The 20801-nt window shown below is 64.4% G+C and carries 17 protein-coding genes; 9 read left to right on the forward strand and 8 right to left on the reverse strand.

Annotated elements, in window-relative coordinates; translation table 11 throughout:
• Positions 1-2 precede the first annotated feature (2 nt).
• Complete coding sequence (locus tag AC1Q7F_RS06965; RefSeq protein ID WP_492505150.1) at positions 3-2285, forward strand: ATP-binding protein; 2283 nt, start codon at positions 3-5, stop codon at positions 2283-2285.
• 19 nt (positions 2286-2304) lie between these two features.
• Here the strand turns inward: AC1Q7F_RS06965 and AC1Q7F_RS06970 are convergent, their stop codons facing one another.
• Positions 2305-3627: a nucleotidyl cyclase domain-containing protein gene (locus AC1Q7F_RS06970; protein ID WP_492505152.1), complete on the reverse strand. Its 1323-nt coding sequence runs from the start codon at positions 3625-3627 to the stop codon at positions 2305-2307.
• A gap of 114 nt (positions 3628-3741) precedes the next feature.
• Entirely contained in the window at positions 3742-5142 is a 1401-nt protein-coding gene (locus tag AC1Q7F_RS06975) for a hypothetical protein (protein WP_492505154.1), read from the reverse strand.
• A gap of 187 nt (positions 5143-5329) precedes the next feature.
• On the opposite strand from AC1Q7F_RS06975, the gene AC1Q7F_RS06980 reads away from it, so the two are divergent.
• From AC1Q7F_RS06980 to AC1Q7F_RS06990, 3 genes are all read left to right on the forward strand, one after another.
• Positions 5330-5878 carry a PAS domain-containing protein gene (locus AC1Q7F_RS06980; protein ID WP_492505156.1) on the forward strand — a complete coding sequence of 183 codons (549 nt, stop codon included), beginning with the start codon at positions 5330-5332 and terminating at the stop codon, positions 5876-5878.
• Complete coding sequence (locus AC1Q7F_RS06985; RefSeq protein WP_492505158.1) at positions 5853-7157, forward strand: methyl-accepting chemotaxis protein; 1305 nt, start codon at positions 5853-5855, stop codon at positions 7155-7157. The genes AC1Q7F_RS06980 and AC1Q7F_RS06985 overlap by 26 nt, the downstream gene beginning before the upstream one ends.
• Positions 7158-7277: 120 nt before the next feature.
• Complete coding sequence (locus tag AC1Q7F_RS06990; protein WP_492505160.1) at positions 7278-7940, forward strand: redoxin domain-containing protein; 663 nt, start codon at positions 7278-7280, stop codon at positions 7938-7940.
• 543 nt (positions 7941-8483) lie between these two features.
• Here the strand turns inward: AC1Q7F_RS06990 and AC1Q7F_RS06995 are convergent.
• Positions 8484-9518, reverse strand: coding sequence for a cache domain-containing protein (locus AC1Q7F_RS06995; RefSeq protein WP_492505162.1), 1035 nt, complete (start codon positions 9516-9518; stop codon positions 8484-8486).
• 691 nt (positions 9519-10209) lie between these two features.
• Between AC1Q7F_RS06995 and AC1Q7F_RS07000 the strand changes: the two genes are divergently transcribed.
• Together AC1Q7F_RS07000 and AC1Q7F_RS07005 are read left to right on the forward strand one after the other, a co-directional pair.
• Positions 10210-10539, forward strand: coding sequence for a helix-turn-helix domain-containing protein (locus AC1Q7F_RS07000; RefSeq protein WP_492505163.1), 330 nt, complete (start codon positions 10210-10212; stop codon positions 10537-10539).
• 79 nt (positions 10540-10618) lie between these two features.
• The gene (locus tag AC1Q7F_RS07005; RefSeq protein WP_492505165.1) at positions 10619-12100 is read left to right on the forward strand and encodes a calcium-binding protein; all 1482 of its coding nucleotides are present in this window, start codon (positions 10619-10621) and stop codon (positions 12098-12100) included.
• Positions 12101-12253: 153 nt separating this feature from the next.
• On the opposite strand, the gene AC1Q7F_RS07010 is transcribed toward AC1Q7F_RS07005, so the two are convergent.
• Positions 12254-12862 (reverse strand): hypothetical protein, encoded by a 609-nt coding sequence (locus AC1Q7F_RS07010; RefSeq protein WP_492505166.1) that lies wholly within the window; start codon positions 12860-12862, stop codon positions 12254-12256.
• 184 nt (positions 12863-13046) lie between these two features.
• On the opposite strand from AC1Q7F_RS07010, the gene AC1Q7F_RS07015 reads away from it, so the two are divergent.
• On the forward strand, positions 13047-13391 hold the full coding sequence (locus AC1Q7F_RS07015; protein WP_492505168.1) for a helix-turn-helix domain-containing protein: 345 nt from the start codon (positions 13047-13049) through the stop codon (positions 13389-13391).
• A gap of 44 nt (positions 13392-13435) precedes the next feature.
• Entirely contained in the window at positions 13436-14728 is a 1293-nt protein-coding gene (locus AC1Q7F_RS07020) for a calcium-binding protein (RefSeq protein ID WP_492505707.1), read from the forward strand.
• Positions 14729-14915: 187 nt separating this feature from the next.
• Here AC1Q7F_RS07020 and gatA read toward each other — a convergent pair whose 3' ends face one another.
• Together gatA and gatC are read right to left on the reverse strand one after the other, a co-directional pair.
• Entirely contained in the window at positions 14916-16397 is a 1482-nt protein-coding gene (gene gatA / locus AC1Q7F_RS07025) for an Asp-tRNA(Asn)/Glu-tRNA(Gln) amidotransferase subunit GatA (protein ID WP_492505170.1), read from the reverse strand.
• Positions 16397-16699 (reverse strand): Asp-tRNA(Asn)/Glu-tRNA(Gln) amidotransferase subunit GatC, encoded by a 303-nt coding sequence (gene gatC, locus AC1Q7F_RS07030; protein ID WP_416571386.1) that lies wholly within the window; start codon positions 16697-16699, stop codon positions 16397-16399. Before gatC ends, gatA begins: the two co-directional genes overlap by 1 nt.
• A gap of 98 nt (positions 16700-16797) precedes the next feature.
• On the opposite strand from gatC, the gene ruvX reads away from it, so the two are divergent.
• A complete protein-coding gene (gene ruvX, locus AC1Q7F_RS07035) occupies positions 16798-17310 on the forward strand; it encodes a Holliday junction resolvase RuvX (RefSeq protein ID WP_492505173.1) in 513 nt (170 codons plus the stop codon).
• A 6-nt stretch (positions 17311-17316) separates the two neighbouring features.
• Here the strand turns inward: ruvX and AC1Q7F_RS07040 are convergent, their stop codons facing one another.
• Positions 17317-19104: an SUMF1/EgtB/PvdO family nonheme iron enzyme gene (locus AC1Q7F_RS07040; RefSeq protein ID WP_492505175.1), complete on the reverse strand. Its 1788-nt coding sequence runs from the start codon at positions 19102-19104 to the stop codon at positions 17317-17319.
• 256 nt (positions 19105-19360) lie between these two features.
• The gene (gene lpdA, locus AC1Q7F_RS07045; protein ID WP_492505177.1) at positions 19361-20770 is read right to left on the reverse strand and encodes a dihydrolipoyl dehydrogenase; all 1410 of its coding nucleotides are present in this window, start codon (positions 20768-20770) and stop codon (positions 19361-19363) included.
• Positions 20771-20801 lie beyond the last annotated feature (31 nt).

The raw sequence follows: 20801 nt of genomic DNA on the forward strand, positions 1-20801 counted from the left end.
TGATGAAAATCCGCACGCGAATCACCACGACCCTGGTCTTCGCGGCGGTCGCCCTGGCCATGTCGGTGGCATCGGCCCTGTGGTCCTGGCAATGGATGGGCCAGTCCACGACGCGTGTGACGGAAGCCCAAGCCCTGGTCCGCTCCGTTTTCGAGCTGAGCCTGCTGGTCCATGAATATGCCGACACGGGCAGCGAACGGGCCCTGTTCCAGTGGCAGCGCTCCCATGAGCGGCTGTCGACCGAGTTGATGCGGCTTCGCGCCGGCATCCAGGACCCGGTGGATTTGGCGCTGCTGCACCGGCTGTCTGCGGACAACGCACTGATGCTGGACGGCATGTTGCGCCTCACCCAGTCGCGCACCACCACGCAGACGGCACGGGTGGCACAGGACACACTGCAACTGCGATACAACGTGATGGCGTCGGATGCCGACCGGCTGGCCGCCCATGCCAATGAGCGGGTGAACGCCTGGGGCCGGCTACTGCTGGTGCTGCAGGTGCTACCGCTTTTGCTGCTCGCCGTCACCGTGGCGCTGGCCACCGCTGCCAGCCGGCGGGTTCTGGCCGGTCTGGACCGAATCGCCGACGGTATCGCCGCCATCGGCCAGGGCCGGCTGGACCACCGGCTGAAAGTGTCCGGCAAGGATGAGTTCGCAGTGCTCTCGGCCGGTGTCAACCGCATGGCCGAACAGCTGCAGAACCTCTATGCCGACATCGGCGGCAAGGTGGAGGCGCTGTCCACCGCCAAGGTGCAGGCGGAAGCCGCCGAACGCGCCAAAAGCGCCTTCCTGGCCAATATGAGCCATGAGATCCGCACACCGCTCAACGCCATCATCGGCTTCGCCGACCTGTTGCGCGACGAGAAGGCGCCGGAGGCGGAGCGGGAGAAATGGCTTGCCCTGCAGATGGAGGCGTCGCGCGCCCTGGTCGCCATTGTCGACGACGTGCTGGACCTGTCGAAGATCGAGGCGGGACGGCTGGAACTGGAGATGGGACCGCTGAACCCGGCGCGGCTGGCGGAAAGCTGCATGGCCCTGTTGGCGCCGCGCGCCGCCGACAAGGGGCTGGCCGTGCGCACGGAGATATCGTCCGACCTGCCGGAATGGGTGCTGGGGGACGAGGCAAGGTTGCGGCAGGTGCTGTTGAACCTGCTGTCCAATGCCGTGAAATTCACAGCCAAGGGCAGCGTCGTGCTGTCCGTGGCCCGCATGGGCGTGCAACTGCGGCTGATGGTCAGCGACACCGGCATGGGCATTCCCACCGACCGGCTGAAGCATCTGTTCATGCCTTTCAGCCAGTTGGACGCATCGGTCACAAGGCGCTTCGGTGGGACGGGCCTTGGGCTGGCCATCACCAAGCGCCTTGTGGAGGCCATGCAGGGCCGCATCGAGGTGAAGAGCCAGCCCGGTTCCGGTAGCCGGTTCGAGGTGACGCTGCCGCTGGCCGTCACCACGGCCCCACCGCCGGAAGCGGAGTCGCTGTCGCCGCCGGCCACCCTGCCCTCCTTCCGGCCCCTGTCGATCCTGCTGGCGGAGGACGTGTTCGCCAACCAGATGCTGGTACGAACGATCCTGGAAAAAGCCGGGCACAGCGTCATCGTGGTGGAGAACGGGGCCGATGCCATCATCACCGTGACCCGTGATGAGGACGAGCTGGATCTGGTGCTGATGGATGTACAGATGCCGGTGATGGACGGGATGGAGGCCACGCGCCGCATCCGCCAAGCCGGCTTCACCCTGCCCATCCTGGCGCTCACCGCCAATGTCCTGCGTGAGGAGCGGGAAGCCTGCCTGGAAGCGGGGATGAACGGCCATGTCGCCAAGCCGGTGACGCCACAAGCGCTCAACCAGGCCATTGCGGAGATCGCCGGCTTCCGTCCCACCAGGATGGATGCGGGGCCCCGCCCGGAACCCGTGGCGGGACCGGCTGAGCCGGCACTGGACCAGGAGATTCTGGACAATCTGCTGCTGGTGGTGGGCGACGATATCGGCATACAGCTGCTGACCGACGCGCTGTCATCCTTCCGCACGCGGGTGGACGCGATCATGGCGGCCGGGGACGATCTGGCACAAGTGGAGCGGGAGGCACACTCCCTGGTTTCATCCGCCGGCAATCTGGGCTTCATGGTTCTATCACGGCGATCGCGCGCGCTGATGAACGCCGCCAATGACGGCGATGCGGCCCAGGTTGCCCTGCTGAGCGCCGATATGCCCGCATTATGCGACGCGGCACTGGCCATGGGCCACCGCATCATCGCCAAACTTTCTGCCTCCGCGGCGGAATAAGCCGGGACTTGCGCCCAGTTTACCGCTGGAAATCGGCGAGGCAGCGGCGGGCGGCATGCTCAGGGACTTCCGACCAGTCACCGATCAGATTGCCTGACAAATAGTTGATCCCCACCTCCTCGCATAACGTCTCCATCGCCAGGTCATCCACACCTTCCACCGACATCTGCAGGCGGTTCTTGGCGGCGACGGCGCCGAAGCGCTGCAGCTCGGCCCGGTGGCGGTCTGCCGTGGCCCCGGAGGGCAGCAGCACGCAGGCCACGCGGGCACCGGCAGCGGCCAGGGTCGGCAGGTCACTAGTATTGGGATCGACCACGACCATGGTTGTGCGGCCATAGGGGCGCAGCGTTCCCACCATCTCCGCCAGCCGGCCTGTGGGTACGCCCGGCGGCACGCCATAGAGGTGATAGGTCATGAAGGGCCGCATATGTACCGGGATGGATTGGAGGACGGCCACCATTTCCCGTCGCCGGCCCAGCACAGCCAGGCTTTCGAAATGTACGGGCACCGACAGGAAAAAGCGGAACCGGTTCTCGTAAAGCTCCAACGCCTCGCCGACCGCCTCCTTGATCACCTGCAGGTCCATGGCCAGGATCTGCTGCGGGTCCTCCGGATCGTCCAACCCGTCATAGCCCCAGACCAGCGTACGGCCCCCGCGCAGGCGACAGCCACGGGCGATGAAGACGGAGACGACCTGCTGCTTCACATCCCAGACAGGGCGATAGCGCACCTCTATCCGGCTGGGCCTTTCGCCCGGATGCGCACGGGCGACGGCAGGCCGGTCCAGGGAGTTGCTGGCCTCCGTCGCCTCCCGTTTCAGGCGACCGGCTGCTTCATCCAGCATCTGCTGCAGGCTGGCCGGCACCAGCATCATGTCCGATCCGATCTCATGTACGGCGGTACGCACCATGATGGAGGCGGTATCCGCTTCCCCCAGCAGCAGGATCTGCAATTCCTCCACCACCTTGGCGCAGATCAGGCGAGCCTGTTCCGGGGCCAGTTGGGCGAAGACCACGACATAGGCTTCCCCGCCATGACGAAACCAGGTGTCATGCGGTGACAGATAGCCCTCCAGCAGCCGAGCCGTCAGCATATGGACCCGGTCGGCGACGGCGGTCCAACGCGAGCCCAGCCGGTCCCTCAAACTCTCCAACCCCATAAGGTGGATGCTGCCGGCCTGGACCGGATCACGGCGTGAGAAGATGCGGCGCAAGGCGTCTGCTGCGTTCGTATCCGCCTGGGGCGGGGTAGTCTCCGCCTGCTTGCCTGAGGAAATGCGAGCCCAATCGGAGGAGCCGGCATGCATAGAGCCCTGGCCGGCTTCACCACGGAATGCCGTCATAACCTTCCCGATCAGCCTGAGCATGGGGAGCCGCCTTTCCATCTGCGAGGATGGTCTGATGGTACTCCCGGTGCCCGGCGATGGTAGCGCGCGAAGGGTTATATGACCCTTTTTTCAGTCTGGCACTCCAGGGCGCGGCATAACACCCTGACGCTCGAAATCCGTGCGGGAGCGACGGACAACATGCTCGGGCACGTCCACCCAACCGCCGATCAGGTCGCCGGACAGGAAACGCACGCCCACTTCCTCACACAGATCCTCCATGGCCAGGCTCCCCACTCCTTCCAGAGCGGGCAGCAGCCGATGACGGGCGGCATTGGCGGCAAAGCGGGTGACCTCGGGCCGCCAGCGCTCCATGGACGCCTCTGGTGGCAGGGTCATGTTGATGACGCGCACACCCGCCGTCTCCGCCGCCGCCAGCCCCATGCCGGGGGCCGGCTGTTCCAACATCACCGTGCGGCCGAAAGGCTTCACGGCAGCGACCAGTTCCGACAGGCGCCCGCCGGGCACCCCCGCCGGCACGCCATAGAGGTGATAGGTCATGAAGGGCAGCAGGTGGCGCGGGATGGATCGCAGAGTGTTCATCACCTCCTGCCGCCGCGCCGTCACGGCCAGGCTTTCGAAATGCAACGGCAGCGACAGGAAGAAACGGAAGCGGTTGTCGTAAAGCTCAAGCGCGGTTTCCAGCGCATCACGCGCCACATGCAGGTCCAACTCCAAGATACCGGCCACATCGTCGGGATCATCCAGGCATTCATAGCCCCAGAGCGGCGCCCGCCCCTCCCGCTCGCGGCAACAGCGGGCCATATAGAGCGACAGCACCTGCTTGCGCACATCCCAGACGGGGCGGTAACGCACCATCGGCGGGCTGGCGCGGGCCAGCAGGTGGTCGCGGAAGCCGGTGGGCCGGATCAGCATGGCCCCCCCCTGCGTCGCCCCCTCGGCCGCGTGGCGGGCGGCGGCCAGCATCTCCGTCAGGCTGGCCGGCACCAGCACGATGTCCGACCCGATCTCATGTACGGCAGTGAGCACCTTGATGCTGTCGGTATCGGCATGGCCCAGCAGCAGGACCTGCAATTCCTCCACCACCTTGGCGCAGACAAGCCTGGCCTGCTCCGGCCCCAGATGGGCAAAGACCACGACATAGCTTTCCTCGCCATGCCGGAACCAGGCATCCTGATCCGACAGATGCTGGTTCAGCAACTTGTCCGCCAAGGTGTGGACACGGGCCGCCACGTCGGCCCAGCGCGCCCCCAGTTTTTCATGCAGGCTGCCCAGACCCAGCAGGTGCAGGCTGCCGGCCTGCGTCGGGTCACGGCCGTCGAAGATGCGCCGCAGGCGCAGCGCCAGATCGTGATCATGTCCTTGCGACTGATCCGACGGCACCGTGGCGGCAGGCGCCGGGGCAAGCGGTTCGACCCGGCGGAATTGCGGGCGCGGCATCGGCCGCGGCCGCTCCGGCCGGCCTTCGGCACCGAACAGCGTTTTCAGGATGGAAGCCATGAATTTACGCATCGACTTGCCCCCTCCCGCCGCAACCGACGGGTCACCTTCATGTTTGCCGCTTTGGGCGGCGGGTCAAGCTGACTTTCGGTACAGGGCCATCCGCCGCGAACCTGATTTGGATCAATGCGGCCAACCAACCATTCAGGCATGCAAATGGCAGACTGCCTGAGGGCAGATGGAAAAGGATGGAAACGTCATGACCATTGCCGACGCGCCACCGGGAAAATCCCGGCCTTTCCTGACCGGGATGGAACGCCCGTTCCACGATGACGAATTGATCGTCACCAAGACCGACAAGGGGGGCCGTATCACCTATGCCAACCGCACCTTCCTGCGCGTCGCCGCCTTGACAGAGGAGAAGGCGCTGGGCCAGCCACATAACCTGATCCGCCATCCCGACATGCCGCGCGTGGTGTTCAAGCTGCTGTGGGACACACTGGGGGCGGGCAACGAGATCTTCGCCTATGTGCTGAACCGCGCGGTGAACGGCGATCATTACTGGGTCTTCGCCCATGTCACGCCATCGCGCGACACAGGCGGCAACATCATCGGTTTCCATTCCAGCCGCCGCACGGCGGACAAGCGCATCGTGAACGACATCATCAGCCCCCTCTACAAATCGCTGCTGGCCGAGGAGGCCAAACACAGCCGCATCCGTGAAGGGATGGCGGCCAGCGAGGCGATGTTGGTGGGACTGCTGCGCGACCGGGGTTTGAGCTATGAACAACTCATCTTCTCTCTTTAAGGCGCGCCTGACGGGCGTGGCCGTGCTGGCCGGGTCGGCGGTCGATCTGGTGGGCAATTTCCTGGGCGTGCACGGGGTCGCTGTGGCCGGCGGCGTCATCACCTTGCTGGCGGCTTTGGCCAGCTTCTATTATCTGGCCCGCGTCGACCGGGTGCTGACCGGCGCCGGCGAGGTACTGGAACGGTTGGCCAGGGGCGATTACGAGGCGCGCGTCATCGGTATCCGCGAAGGCGGGCCGTTGGGCGAGTTGCTGCATCGGATCAACGACGTGACCGACCGCGCCGACGCCTTCGTCCGTGAAGCCACGGCCTCGCTCCAGGCCATCACCAACCAGAACTATCACCGCCGGGTGATCGAGAAGGGCATGCTGGGCACCTTCCTGGTGGGCAGCCGCGCCATCAACGAAGCCAACAACGCCATGGCGGCCAAGGTGACCGGCTTCCGCGGCGTGGCGGACGAATTCGAGGTGACGATCAAGTCCGTCGCCGACGATCTGGGTCGCGCCGCGCACGAGATGGAGGGCGCGGCCGATACCATGACACATGCGGCCGAAGGTACGAACCATGAGAGCATGGCTGTCGCCGCCGCCGCCGAGCAGGCCAGTTCCAACGTCCAGACCGTGGCCGCCGCCGCGGAGGAACTGACGGCCGCCATCCGGTCGATTACGGAGCAGGTGGACCGGTCACGCGACATCACCAATGCCGCCGTGGGCCGGGCGCGGGCCGCCAATGACCGCGTCGCCACCCTGTCGGCAGCCGCCCTCCGCATCGGGGAGGTTGTGGGCCTCATCCAGGAGATCGCCGCCCAGACCAACCTGCTGGCGCTGAATGCGACCATCGAGGCCGCCCGCGCCGGAGAGGCCGGCAAGGGCTTTGCCGTCGTCGCGTCGGAGGTGAAGAATCTGGCCGGGCAGACGGCGCGCGCCACGGAGGACATCCAGCATCAGGTGGCCGACATCCAGGCTGCCACCCAGTCGGCCGTAGATAGTATCAGTGAGATCACCCAGGTCATCGCCGACGTCAACGGCACCACGGTGAACATCGCCGCCGCCGTGGAACAGCAGGGTGCCGCCACAGCGGAGATCGCCCGCAATGTCGAACAGGCCGCCGTCGGCACCCGTTCCGTATCCGAACGCATCGCCCAGGTGACCCGCGCAGCATCTGAAACCGGTGCCGCCTCCACCCAGGTGCTTGGTTCGGCAGGTCGCCTGTCCCAGCGGTCGGGCCAGTTGGGCGCCGCCATGGGTGACTTCCTGGGGGCACTGCGCCGGGTGATTTGACGCCGGGAAACAAAATATCCCGTTCGCTTGAAAAATCATGCGGATTCCAGGCGAACGGGGTTTGATCTTAGCCGGTTGCGATACCAGATGAAGGCCACCTGCATGAACGGGAGGTCTGCCATGTCGTTTCATCTCACCCGCCGCACATTCCTGAACAGCACCGCGGCCGTCGCCGGGGTCGGTGCCATTACGCCGATCCTGTCCCTGCCCGCCTTCGGGTCCCCGGCCGCTGCTGTGATCGGCAAGGCCGCCCCGGCCTTCACCGGCACCAATGTCGACGGCGCGGCCGTGTCGCTCGCCGACTTCAAGGGCAAGCTGGTGATCCTGGAATGGACCAACCATGGCTGCCCCTTTGTCCGCAAACATTATGATTCGGGCAATATGCAGGCCGTGCAGGCGGAAGCCGTCGCCGCCGGCGCCGTCTGGCTGAACATCATCAGCTCCGCCCCCGGCGAGCAGGGCAATGTCAGCCCCGCCGATGCCAAGGCCCGCGCCGCAGCGGAGAAATGGGCCGCCACCACCACCATCCTGGACCCCACGGGCGCCATCGGCCGCGCCTATGCGGCCAAGACCACGCCGCACCTGTTCATCATCGGCAAGGATGGCACCCTGCTCTATGACGGCGCCATCGATGACAAGCCGACGGCCGAGAAGGCGGATATTCCCGGCTCCAAGAACTATGTCCGCGCCGCGCTGGCCGATATCGCCGCCGGCAGGCCCGTCGCCGTCAGTTCGAGCCGCGCTTATGGCTGTTCGGTGAAGTACGCCAAGACCACCGCCTGATCCCGCGCGTCGGTCAACCGGGGAAGCCGTCCATCTTGTTAGGCGGCTTCCATTTCAGCCTACCATACAAGGTAATTCCGCTACATTTCGGGCAGAAAAAAAGGCCGTGGCATTGCCACGGCCTGAGTTTAGGGAGGAAACGCCCAAGAAGTGCGTTACGACAGAGGGCATAGGGCCGTGTCGCAAGACAGAATATGCGCGCCTGAAGGCCATTGTGCAAGTGCAAAATCGTACAGTGGCCATGCGAATAGGTTCTAGCGCAACCAAGAGAAACAGCAGCTTAGATGGCATTCGACTAAAGTCGATACGTATTGCACCGCAGCATAAGCGCCATTTGGCGCCGAAAAATGGCACGAACGGCCGGTTTCAGACTGACCACATCATTTCCGGCAGCGGCCATTTGGTTCACATCCCGAAACGTCTGTAACACAGGTACAGGACGGTTTGTCGCACCCCGTCCCAACTCAAACAAAAAGGGCGCCGGCCTGCAGCCGACGCCCCGATTGCCACCGGTTACCCGGCAGATATATCAACAGGCGGCGATCAATGCGCCGTCTCGCCGCCATTCTGGACGATCACGCCGTACCAGCCGAGACCGCGATAGGTCTCATATCCCGGCGTCAGGGCAAAGCCCACCAGCCGGCCGAACCGGTCGACATAATGGCCCATGGAACGGCCCTGGGTTTCCAGCGGGAAGCTTTCCGTCAGTTGCCCGCGTCCATCAGACGACGCGATGATGCGGCCCGACGCATCGACCAACAAACAGCGCGTATGCGATTCCTCACTGCGATCCAGGCGCACACCGGACGTCACGGCACGGGCCTGCGGTTCCCAGTCGAAGAAGATGCCCATGGCGCCGATCACTTCGCCATCCACGGCACCGTCGCGACGGACGGCGGTGGAATAGGCCGCCACCGTGCGACCATCCAGTACCTGGTTGGCCGTAACATCGACAACCGCGAAGTCCGACCCGTCGCGGGTATTCAGCGCCTGGCGGAACCAGGGCTCGTTGGCGACATTGGTGCCGATGGCCTGCGGGAAGCGGCGCGGCCGGCCCGTGGCGATGACCCGGCCCTGGCGGTCCGCCACCCAGAGATCCAGATAGACCGTATAGCTGTCCAGGATCACACCCAGACGGGACGAGGCGAAAGCGGTGGCATCGGTTGAGGGGTCCGCCAGACAGTCCACCACGGCCTTATCGGTCGCCCACCAGCGCACATCGCAGGAGCGTTCATAAAGATTGCGATCGATGATCTCGATCATGTTCAGGGCCAGATCGGCCAGCCGCTGTCCCCGGAACCGGACCATCAGGTCTTCGCCCACCGTGGCCATGCGATCAACCAGCTGCCCAATTTCTGAGCGAAGTTCACTGGCCACCACACTGACCTGGCGGGAGATGGAGTTCACCTCATTGGCCACCACAGCGAATCCGCGACCCGCATCGCCTGCACGGCCCGCCTCGATCAGGGCGTTGAAGGCCAGCATCTTGGTGGTGCGGTTGATGTCCTCAATGGCGGAAACCTTCTGGCTCGCCACATCCAGCACGTTCCTCGTCAGGTCGATCAGGCTGTTATCCATGGTCGGTGCCCTTGCCTTGCGCAAACATTCCACCCCGACAAAAGCAATTTGCATGCCCTTCCGTTACGGAAACTTAACCCTTTGACTCATTTAAGAAGTTTTAAAGAAGTTAAATGTCGGCGTTACGGTACAAACCTTTCGTTTGCCTATATTTTAGACAGAACGGTAGAAAATGCTGTACTGGATGGCGGTTACAATTGAAACAATCCCCAAAAGTACCGCTGGAACGGCACTTTCTGATTTTGCCAGTGCGGAAACGCGGCTGGGGGCTGTCATACCGGATTTGCATAACCCCATAACGGGAGCCTATGGCTGCAACCGTGAAGGACGTGTGACGGACCGGCCAGGGTTCCAAGGGGCGAATAGGTTCCCCGGCCGGCCCGCCACCCGATACCGCGCAATTGGGGCATCACAGGGTATCGGCGCCTTCGCCACCGATGCGGGATGGGGCTCTGCATCGGCGGTATTCTGAAATTTTAGTCCCGGGGACGGCGCGAGCGCCGCCCCCGGAGCTTTTTGTTCGAAACCCGAAGACAGGGGCGATGCTTCGTGCCTCGAACGATGTCCAGTAATCCTGAAACGTAGAGTTTATGTCAAGCAAAATTCTAATGAGCGAACCTGAATTTTTGCCCCTTGCCCCCACACGCCCGGCATGCGACCTTGGATATCAGTGAGTTCGGAGATATTGAGCATGGCCGCAGCCGTGACCCCGCGCGCCAAACCGCGTGGTGAGGAAAGTGAAAAGACCAAGCTGACCCGCCAGATGCGGCGCGATGCCGGCCGATGGCTGAGCGCGCAGCGGGAGAAGGCTGGTGTGACCCAGGCGCAGGTTGCCGATCATGTCGGTTATCGCTATTACACTTTCGTCTCACAGGTTGAAGGCGGGCATGGCCGCGTGCCATCCGAGCATTTCGAACTCTGGGCCCAGGCCATCGGCGTGTCGCCACCGGTCTTCGCCCGGAAGCTTTTGGGATTTTATGAACCGGAAATCCATCGCCTGCTGTTTGGCGGCGAGGAATGAGCGACTGACGCGTTGAGCTGCGCGGTGGGGCTGGGGCCTCCAACTCGCGGCAGCCGACAGGGGGGCGGAATTGGGCGACGTGCTGCGGTTCATCAGGGCCGTGACGCAAACCGGCTACTGGACCAACCAGGAGAAGGCGGAGCTTTTCCGCCTGACCGAGGAACTGTCTGGCCAGGGGTTGGGGATCGAAACAGCGACCGGCATCAGCGATACTGGCGATCCCTGGTTCATCGTCTATGACGCCGCGTCGGGCGACGTGCTGGTGCATGTGGCCCGCATCGCTGGCAAGTTCGTCGTGCATGACATGTCGGGCGACCTGCTGCTGGAAGGCGACGACCTGCGACGCCTGGTCAGCCGCGCGGCGGGCGCCGAAGCGGCGGAACTGGCGGGCGGCAGCTATAATAATGTCGTGGTGCTGGCGGCGTTGGCCCTGGTCGTCGATTTCTTCCTCAATACGGAGAAGGCGCAGGCGGCTGAGGAGTCGTCGGGTGCCGATCTGCCCGGTGCCTTTGCCACGCTTGCCCTTGCCCATATGCATCTTGATCTGCCGCCGCCCGATGCGGTGCCGGGGGAACGGGCGGGTTCCAGCGACCGTACCCATGGACAGGTGCAATGGGCCACCCTGCCCGTTGTCGGCGAAAGCATGCTGCTGACCCCCGGCGGCGAACGCCCGGCCCAGACAGAAACGCAACTGGCATTGATAGCGGACAATACGCGCGCCGCCACCCTGCCCCTGCCGACGATCCTATCCGTCCTGCCCGCAGTCGGGACGGACAGCACGCCGCTGGATCTGACGGGCTCAACGGGGCACGACACCTTGGTGGGTGGCACCGGCAACGACACGCTGCGCGGCGGGGATGGCAACGACCTGCTGGTGGGTGGCGTCGGCGATGACCTGCTGATCGGCGGGAATGGCGACGATACGCTGGTGGGTGGCGCTGGGCGTGACACGCTGGAAGGCGCGACCGGCAATGACACACTGGTGGTCAATGCCCAGGATGTGGCTCACGGTGGCTCGGGGGCCGACCGTTTCGTGATGACCGACAGCTTGGTCGGTCAGTGGATGACCTTGGCCCAGGCCGGCAAGGAAGTGGTCTTTGCCAACAATGTGCAGGATTTCAGCTTTGCCGAGGGCGACCGCCTGTCCTTCGCGGTCAAGCAATGGCAGGTGACGGTTGACCACCTGATCAGTACGCGACCTGTGCGACCCGCCACCGATGAGAGTGAAGCGAAAAGTGGCAGCGACGACCTGACCCGCCCTGCCGACGGTGGCAACCGCCAGATCGACGGTGGCGACAAGGATAATGGTGTCGGCGATTTCACCATCAGTTCGGGCGATGGGGATGATTTCAGCACCAGCCTGCTGCCCTCCGGCGGTACCAGCCTTGTCCCCGGTCCCGGCCCCAGCACCGTGGTGGAACTGGACACCGACAATGACGGGGTCGTGGACACGATCATCACGGTGCGCCCCGCATCAACGGCCGACGATGCGGCGGGCGACGTCGATCTTTCGGGATTGGCGGGCCTGTCACCCACGGATGATTGGGGTTACTGGGGCTGAATGCCCGCTACCAGTTGCGGCGGACCGCATTGACGTCCCATCCTGACGGATGGTTCGTATCCCGCGGTCCGCCGCCCGGCCGTCAACAGCCTGTCAGACGCCTTGACGGCCGGTTACTTGGCCTTAAGCGCGAAGAATTTCCGCGCCCAGGGATCAGATCCAACCCGCGTTGAACCCGTCGAGCAGGGCGCCCGACAGACCCGCCGGGTCGATGGCCAGGCGGCCAGTGCCGACGATGTCGATCGGGGTCTCGCCCAAGGTCAGGTTGAACACCGAACCATCCAGCAGCGTCAGGCTCACACCCTCATCGGTCAGCACGAAGGACTGGAAGCCGAAGCCTGACGTGGCGGCCAGGTCGGCCGGCAGCAGGTTGGTCCAGTCCACGGCCGACAGATCGATGCTGCCGATCGCCAGGGCGCTGAAGTCGAAATTGAAGCTCAGCGGACGGACGGCGAAGATGCCTTCGTCGAACACCGGCATGATGCTCATCTCACCTTCCGGGAAGTACGGCAGGATCGTGAACACGCCGTCGTCGCCCGGCATGGGGAACGGCAGAATGCTGACAACGCCGTCTTCGGCCGAGATCGGCTGAATGCTGACATCGCCATCGAACGGCAGAATGGTGAAGACGCCGTCATCCGTGGGCAGGGGATACGGCTGAATGGTGAACACGCCATCATCGGCCGGCAGGCTCATGATGGTGACTTCGCCCGCGATCGGCTGGGCGCCATTTTCGACAAACATTTTATGCTCCATGCGCAAACAAGGTTTTACGAGCACCCGGCGCTGGCGGGTTACCCCTATCGCGTCGGTCGTCGCGATGTACAGTAATCTTGAAACTTAAAATTACAGTCAAGCATTTTTGAAACTATGATCTACGAAATTCATTGTTGCGCATGTCCGTCCCCTGTGCCAGCCTTGGGCCCGGTTTGAGGTGGAGGCTGTGATGAGCACGGAACCGGAGCAGCGGGGCAAAGCCCGTAGCGCGGACAATCCGAAAAGCAAGCTGACCAAGGAGATGCGCAAGCAGGCGGGCAAGTGGCTGTCCGGGCGGCGCGAGGCGGCGGGCATCACCCAGGCGCAGCTGGCCGAACAGGTCGGCTATCGCTACTACACCTTTGTCAGCCAGGTGGAAGGCGGCCATGGCCGCGTGCCGTCCGAACATTTCGAACAATGGGCCGACTGCATCGGCGTTGAACGCCGCGACTTCGCCAAGCAGTTGCTGCGCTTCTATGAGCCCGACGTCTATCGCCTGCTGTTTCCGGGCGATGCGGCCGCCATTCCCGCCTGAACAATCAGACCGACGCGTTTTTGGGGAGGACGCATTTGGGCGACGTGCTGAATTTCATCCGGGCCGTGCGGCAGACCGGACAATGGACCAACCAGGAAAAGGCCGCGCTGTTCCGCCTGACCGACACGCTGTCGGACGATAATGTGGAGATCGAGACGGCGGCCGGCATCAGCGATGCGGGCGATCCCTGGTTCGTGATCTATCACGCCGTGACCGGCGATGTGCTGGTGCATGTGGCCCGCATCGCCGGCAAGTTCGTCGTGCATGAGATGTCACGCGACCTGCTGGTGGAAGGCGACGATCTGCGTCGTCTGCTGGGCCGTGCGTCCGGTCGGGGCGAGGAGCTGTTCGCCCAGGCACAGAATGTCGTGGTGCTGGCGGCCCTGGCCATGGTGGTGGAGTTCTATCTGACGACGGAGCCGGCCGAGGCCGCGGAAACGTCGGCGGTGGCAGTATCCGATGACGACATGGCACTGGCCGCCATCCTCCCGCTTGCCGGCCTGCTGGCCGATGCGCAGATCGTCGAGGCCCGCACCCACGCCGTGGCAGACGTCGATGGTGACCGGCCGCATGGCGCCTTGCTGCTGGCCGGGACCCCGGATCTAGTGGTTCCGGATCGGAACGCAAGCCTCCTGCCGCTTCCGGCCGCCCTTGCCGTGCGGCCGCTGTCCCTGCCCGTCCATCATGACGAAGGGCTGATTATCGAGACCGCCCCCCTGCCCGATGCACCCGACGCGACCCTGGTCGGCGGGGCGGGCAACGACACGCTGCGCGGTGGTGACGGGCATGACCTGCTGATCGGCGGCGATGGCGACGATCGGCTGGAAGGCGGGGCCGGCAACGATACCCTGATCGGTGGGGCCGGGCATGACACGCTGGTGGGTGGGGCCGGCGACGAAGTGCTGGTCCTGGATGCCGACGACATCGCCTATGGCGGCGCCGGGGCCGACATGTTTGTCATCACCGACAGCGTGGTCAGCCAGTGGGTGTCCGTGTCACAAAGCGGCGGGACCATCAACCTGCTGGAACAGTTAAAGGATTTCACCCTGTCGGAAGGCGACCGCCTGTCCTTCGGCACCATTGACTGGGACGTCACCATCCTGACCGGGGGTGAAGGGTTCGAGGTGCCGCAGGATGACGGCCGCGTCGGCGGCATGAATGTCCAGATCGAGATCGATATCGACGGTGATGGCCAGATCGACACGGTGCTGAGCGCCGCCAACAGCGGCAGTCTGACCCTGCGGACTGACGACGTGTCGATGCTGGGCGCGATCAGCCTTCCCGGCCTGCAAACCACCGGCGTCATCACGCCACCCGATACCGGCTTCTGGGGTTAACAGCCCCACCCCATTGGCCGGGAAAGCAAAGGCCCCGCCGCTGACGAGCGACGGGGCCTTTGTGTATTTAGATATTAGCGGTCATTCGCCGTAGGTCGGGGTAAGCAAAGCGAACCCCGACATTTGCCCTCACCGTCGTTTGTCGGGGCTCGGTTTCACCTCACCCTCGACCTACGAATGGTAGACATCACCGGCAGAAGGGCGGCAGCGGCTGCGGGCCGGCGGCCTTCTCGATCACGTCCGCTACGCGCAGCAGCGTCTCCTCATCGAACGGACGGCCGATCAGCTGCAGACCCAGCGGCAGACCATCTGACGCCAAACCCGCCGGCACCGACATGCCCGGCAGACCAGCGAGCGAGGCCGGCACCGTGAACACGTCGTTCAGGTACATGGAAATCGGGTCGTCCTGCTTCTCCCCGATGGCGAATGCCGTGCTGGGGGCCGTCGGCGTCAGCAGGATGTCGCACTGCTCGAACGCCTTGGCGAAATCCTCGGCGATGCGGGCGCGGACCTTCTGCGCCTTCAGGTAATAGGCATCGTAATAGCCGGCCGACAGCACATAGGTGCCGATCAGGATACGGCGGCGCACTTCCTTGCCGAAGCCCTCGCCGCGCGTATTCTCATACATCTCCGCCAGATCCTTGCCCTCGACCCGCAGGCCGAAGCGCACGCCGTCATAGCGGGCGAGATTGGAGGAGCATTCGGCGGGGGCGACCACGTAATAGGTGGCCAGGGCGTATTTGGTGTGCGGCAGGCTGACCTCCACCGGCGTGGCGCCGGCTTCCTTCAGCCAGTCGATCCCCTGCTGCCACACCCGCTCGATCTCCGCCGGCATGCCATCGACGCGATATTCCTTGGGAATGCCGATGCGCAGGCCACGGATATCGCCGGTCAGGGAGGCCAGCAGGTCCGGCACCTTCATGTCGACGGACGTGCTGTCCTTGGGGTCGAAGCCGGCCATGCTCTGCAGCATCAGGGCGGCGTCGCGCACCGTGCGGGTCATCGGGCCGGCCTGATCCAGCGAGCTGGCAAAGGCGATGGTGCCCCAGCGGGAGCAGCGGCCATAGGTGGGCTTCAGACCAACGATGCCCGTGAAGCTGGCCGGCTGACGGATCGAACCGCCCGTATCGGTGCCGGTGGCGGCAATGGCGAAGCGGCCGGAGACCGACGCGGCGGAACCGCCGGATGAACCGCCGGGCACCAGCTTGCGCTCGGCCGCGGCCGGGTTCTCACCTGTCCAGGGGTTCAGCACGGGGCCGTAATAGCTGGTGATGTTGGCCGAACCCATGGCGAATTCGTCAAGGTTCAGCTTGCCCAGCATCACCGCACCGTCACGGAACAGGTTCTCCGTGATCGTGCTTTCATATTCCGGCTTGAACCCGTCCAGGATATGGCTGGCCGCGGTGGTCAGCACACCCTTGGTGCAGAACAGGTCCTTGATGCCCAGCGGCATGCCATCCAGCGGCAGCGCCTCACCCTTGGCATAGCGCTCATCGGACGCCTTGGCCTGTTCCAGGGCGATGTCCGGCGTCTCCGTGATGAAGGCGTTCAGCGGGCGTGCTGCCTCGACGGCGGCGATATAGGCGTTGGTCAGTTCCAGCGCCGTGAAATCCTTGGCCTTCAGCCCGGCCAGGGCTTCGGACATGGAGAGATGGGTCAGGTTGGTCATTATTCGACGACCTTGGGCACGGAGAAGAAATGTTCGGCGGCGTCGGTGGCGTTCGACACGACCTTGTCCGGATAGCCGCCATCGGTCACGGCGTCGGGCCGGCGGCGCAGCGTCTGGGCCGCGACCGACGTCATCGGCTCCACCCCGTCGGTATCGACCTCGCCCAATTGCTCGACCCAGTCGAGCAGCTTGTTCAACTCACCCGCCAGGTGCTCCTGCTCCTCGGCGGGGACCTTGATGCGGGCAAGATGGGCGATCTTCGCCACGGTCTTGGCGTCCAGGGTGGCCTTGTCCTGCGACATGGTGCTAAATCTCATCCTTGCTGCGGGCCTGTCGCCCCGGCCGTCCGCCGATATGGAAGACGCGGGCGTGAAAGCGGTCAGGAAGCTAGCATCCCATCATGTCCATCCGCAACCTTGTGGAACTGAAAGCGGTCATGCCGCGGCACGCACGCCTTATCGGGCTCGATATCGGCGAAAAGACCATCGGCATGTCGGTATGCGACCCCGGCTTCACCGTCGCTTCGCCCATCGGCACGATCAAGCGCACCAAATTCACCCAGGATGCGCAGGAACTGGCCCGTGCCATGAAGGACCGCGACGTGCGCGGCCTGGTCATTGGCCTGCCCGTCAACATGGACGGGACGGAGGGGCCGCGCTGTGAGTCGGTGCGCGAATTCGCCCGCAACCTGCTGCTGCGGCCGCAATTCTTCGGCAATGTCGAGCCGGAGATCGCGTTCTGGGACGAACGGCTGTCGACCAGTGCCGTCGACCGCATGATGATCGAATGGGACATGACCCGCAAACGCCGGGACGAGGTCGTGGACAAGATGGCCGCCGCCTACATCCTGCAAGGCGCGTTGGATTTCCTGAAGAAGGCCGAGGAACAGGATGATGAGGCCGGGGAGGAGTAACCTTCCTTACGGCACCAGCGAGCGCGCCAGACGGAATCCCAGATCATTGCCCCGGTCCTTGGGATCATCCTTGGCGCGGTTGGCCGGCCGGACGCCGGAGAATGGATTGTTCCAGGAGCCGCCGCGCCGCACCCGTTCCCTGCAGTCGCCGCTGGCGGCAGCACTGCCGTCGGTCGGCGCGATGGCATAGTTGCCATAGCAATCCTCCACCCATTCCCGGACATTGCCCAGTATCTCATGCAGGTGCAGCACATTGGCCGGCAGGCTGCCGACGATCACGGTCTGGGCGCGGAAAGTGTCCTTGGCGTCCGGCTTGTAATTGATGGCCATCGGCGTAATCGCGCCGGCATTAAAGTCCTGGCCGGCGGCACGGGCCGCATATTCCCATTCCGCCTCCGTCGGCAGCCGGAACCGATCCGGCCGGCCCGACAGGCCCAGCTTGTTGTTCAGCCAGGCGATATAGGCCTGCGCGTCCAGCCAGCTGACATTGATTACCGGCTTGCGGCCGCGTCCCCATCCCTGGTCCGGGGGGGCATAGCCGTTACACCCGCCTTCGGCCCGGCACATGTCCCATTCCTGGAAGGTCACCTCAAACTGGGCGATGGCGAAGGGCTGGCGAATTTCCACCCTGTGCGGGTCCTCATCCGGCTCGCGCCCCGGCTCCCCCAGGGGGCTGCCCATCAGGAAGCTGCCGGCGGGCATGACCACCATGGACGGGCAGAAGGGGCAATCCTGGAACGTGCTGCCGGCCCCGGCGGCATTGCCGGGCAGCGCCACCGTCGGCGCGCGCGACATGCCACCCATCGACGGCACGGCTGCCAAGGTTGCAGGCCCCCTGGCCCCACCAGCCAGCCGGTTGCGGGCCAGGTCAACGAAGGTGCCACCCGGAAATCGATCAACATAGGCCTGGTAGTCGGCGGGATTGGTGCTGTTCTTGATCGTCTCCCAGAAGGACAGTTCCAGGGCCGAACCGCTGACGGCCGGCGCCTGCGGGGCCTCGGCGACCTGCACTGCCGGCACCACCTTGGGCGGCACCAGATAGATGGCATCGCCACCGATGGAGCCATAGGTGAAGGGCTGCTGGCGTTCCTGCGTCACACGCACCACATCGTCGCGCACGCGCCCGAACAGCTTGGCCACCTCCAGCCCCGGCGTTTCCAGATGGCGCAGCAGCGCCTCCGTATAGGGGCTGTTGGCCCCCTCCCCATCCTCCGCCACCAGCCCGGCCTTGGTGGAATAAGCGACCAGGGTATTGCGCCCTTCCCCATCGATCGCGGACAGGCCGCGCCCCAGCATGCTGGACCGTGTGCCCATGGATTGCGCCAGCTTGCGCACGAAGGGATTGTCGCGGCACGCATCCAGGACCACCAGCCGCAGAACACGGCTGTCGGGAACGCGCGACATGATCTCGTCCAGGGCCACCGCCTCACGCGGCAGGTCGCGCTCATGCGCCAGCTTGACATCGACGGGCAGCAGGAAATTGCGCCCCTCCACCTGCATGCCGTGGCCGGCATAGAAGATGATGGCAATATCGGCCGTCTGGGCCATGCCCTCGAACCGGTTCAGCTGTTCCAGCATGCCGGCCAGGGTCAGGTCGTGGCCTTCCACCACCTTGAACCCAATACGCCGCAGCGAGGCGGCCATGGCCTTGGCATCGGACGGCGGATTGGGCAATGCCGACGCCTCCCGATAGGCGCCATTGCCGATGACCAGCGCCACATTCTGGCCGGCCTGCACTGTCGATGCCAGAAGCAGCAGGAAAAGACCGGCCAGAAACACCAACAGGCTGCGCATGTCCATCCCCACCCATGGTCAAGCACCGGCAAGCCAAGCATTGCCGGTCGGCTGGAACATATTGTGTGAGAGATCGCAACACGTGCAAGTTTAATGTAAATATCCTGGAATCAAAATACACTATTGATCATGGTCAATTTTAACAAATACAAGTCTATTTTTTTGCACCACACCGACGGTTACACTATAATGCTACAAAAGAAAAAGGGACCGAAGCTTTCGCCCCGGCCCCTTTCTACCCTGTCCACCAACCCGATCACATATGGATGGCGCGACCGTCCACGGCCAGGGCCGCTTCCTTGATCGCCTCGGTCAGGGTCGGATGGGCATGGCTGGTGCGGGCCACGTCCTCGGCCGACGCGCCGAACTCAATGGCCAGGCCCAGTTCCTCGATCATCTCGCCAGCCGACGCACCGATGATGTGGGCGCCCAGGATGCGGTCGGTCTTGGCATCGGCTAGGATCTTCACGAAACCGTCGGTGGCGTTCATCGACCGGGCGCGGCCATTGGCGGTGAAGGGGAACTTGCCGGCCTTGTAGGCGACACCTTCGGCCTTCAACTGCTCCTCCGTCTTGCCGACAGAGGCCACTTCCGGCCACGTATAGACCACGCCGGGGATGGCGTCGTAATTGATATGTCCCGTCTGGCCGGCCAGGATCTCGGCGAAAACAACGCCCTCTTCCTCGGCCTTGTGGGCCAGCATGGCGCCGGCCACCACGTCGCCGATGGCATAGATGCCGGGCACGTTGGTCTGGAAATGATGGTCGATCTTCACCCGGCGGCGCTCATCCAGCGCCACGCCCACTTCTTCCAGGCCCAGGCCGGTGGTGAAGGGACGGCGACCGATGGCGACCAGCACGATGTCGGCTTCCAGCGTCTCGGCATTGCCGCCAGCAGCGGCCTCCAGGGTCAGCTTCACCGCCCCGCCCTCGGTCACGGCCGACGTGACCTTGGTGGAGGTCTTGAAGCCCATGCCCTGCTTGCCCAGGATGCGCTGCATCTGCTTGGACACTTCGCCATCCATGGTCGGCAGGATGCGGTCGAAGAATTCGACCACGGTCACCTGCGAACCCAGGCGCTGCCACACCGACCCCAGTTCCAGGCCGATGACGCCGCCGCCGATGACGACCAGACGGCCCGGCACCTTGTCCAGCGCGATGGCGCCATCGGACGACACGATGGTCTTCTCATCGATGGTCACACCCGGCAGCGGGGCGACATCGGAGCCGGTGGCGATCAGGATGTTCTTGGCCGCCACATCTTCCGTGCTGCCATCATCCTTGGTCACCGTCACGGTGCCGGCAGCCTTGATCGAGCCCAGCCCCATGAGGCGGGTGATCTTGTTCTTCTTGAACAGGAAATCCACGCCCGTGACGTTGGACTTCACCACCTCGTCCTTGTGCTTCATCATGCCGGGCAGGTCCAGTTCCACACCCGTCACCTTCACGCCGAAGGCACCCAGATGGTGCTTGGCCTCGCTGTACTTCTCCGACGCCACCAGCAGGGCCTTGGACGGGATGCAGCCAACATTCAGACAGGTGCCGCCCAGGGTCTTGCGCTTTTCCACGACGGCCACGCGCATGCCCAGCTGGGCGGCGCGAATGGCGGCCACGTAACCGCCGGGACCGGCACCGATGACGACGAGGTCGAACTGCGTATCAGCCATGGGAATGACCATCCGTTATTGTGCGACCCCG

The sequence above is a fragment of the Niveispirillum sp. GW835-FHT14G11 genome (genome assembly GCF_058793615.1).